This is a genomic window from Cyclobacterium sediminis (genome assembly GCF_054781075.1).
Genome location: NZ_BAAGVC010000005.1, coordinates 1 through 1183, shown reverse-complemented (window position 1 = coordinate 1183; position 1183 = coordinate 1). Strand labels below are relative to the sequence as shown.

Sequence of the window (1183 nt, the reverse complement as noted above, 5' to 3'; positions counted from 1 at the left end):
GTGGAAATACCGGTGATGTTGACCCCTCCAACGGTGATATTGACCCCCCTTGGATTTTGGTAACTAAAAAAGGCTAGTATGACAAAATTACATTAATTTTCTAAGACTCTCACCTTTGAGTTCAATTCTGTGAGAGGTATGCACTAACCGATCCAAAATTGCATCAGCAATAGTAGCTTCCCCTATAATATCAAACCAACTTCCCACTGGTAATTGACTTACTATTATTGTAGCAGTTCTAGCATGCCTGTCTTCTATTATTTCCATCAGATCCATTTGGTGTTGTTTTTCCAGATGAGTTAATCCAAAATCGTCTAGGACAAGCAAATTGGTTTTGGATATCTTGTTTATTATCTGATAAATGGTTCCTTCCAATCGTGCCATTTTTGTTTGTTGCATAAGTTTCTGAACATTAAAGTAAGCTACTTTGTAGCCTTGTGCACAAGCATGATGTCCCAATGCTGAAGCAATAAAGCTTTTTCCACATCCAGTGGCTCCGGTTATTAATACAGACTCTCCATTGTTTATATAACTTCCTGTTGCTAAAGAAGCTATAAGCCCTTTATCCAAGCCTCGTGAGCTATCGTATTTTAATTCTTCCAGTGAAGCCTGATATCTAAATTTTGCCGATTTACGCAACCTTTCAAAACGGCGATTTTCCCTATCCTGAAGCTCTGCCTGCAAGAGTATCTCCAGACCTTCATTGAGTGAGAGCTCACTCGACCTTCTTGTTTCCATGAGTGCATTCCAGCTTGATTTAAACCCATACAAGCGCAATTGTGAGAGTTGGTTCTCAATATTCTCCATTGTTTTTTAGTTTAAGTGGTAATTGATTGTTGTAATATTCTTTTCCTCTGATATTATGATGATCCGGTAAGTTCTTTCGGGGTTGTTCTTCTACATATTCAGTCGTTTTGTTTTTAATAACATTCTGAACAAATAGGTAACTGTAATTTTGATAATCAATAGCCATTTGACATGCTTTTTCAAAGGTGTTTAAAGAGGTGCTTTTATACAGACTGAACAGCCCATCACAGCTTTTATACAGTTGTTCCGGGTATCTGTTTTGGGAAAATATCAGCTCAACAAGTTCCCTCAAGGTTTCCGATAGCTTCCCTGCTTTCTTTTTGTAATATTCAGGACTGCGGTTCAGATAGTATTGATGAGTCGAACACAAGTGTTC

The 1183-nt window shown here is 37.9% G+C and carries 1 protein-coding gene and 1 pseudogene; both read right to left on the bottom strand.

What is annotated here, in order from left to right:
* Positions 1-87: 87 nt before the first annotated feature.
* Positions 88-807 carry an IS21-like element helper ATPase IstB gene (gene istB, locus ACYVHJ_RS08390; RefSeq protein WP_149394195.1) on the bottom strand — a complete coding sequence of 240 codons (720 nt, stop codon included), beginning with the start codon at positions 805-807 and terminating at the stop codon, positions 88-90.
* Positions 794-1183, bottom strand: a pseudogene (locus ACYVHJ_RS08385) (IS21 family transposase); the annotation flags it as partial. The gene istB and the pseudogene ACYVHJ_RS08385, both read right to left, overlap by 14 nt.

Coding starts and splice junctions, on each gene's coding strand:
- istB (WP_149394195.1), bottom strand. CDS start 807: ATGGAGAATATTGAGAACCAACTCTCACAATTGCGCTTGTATGGGTTT.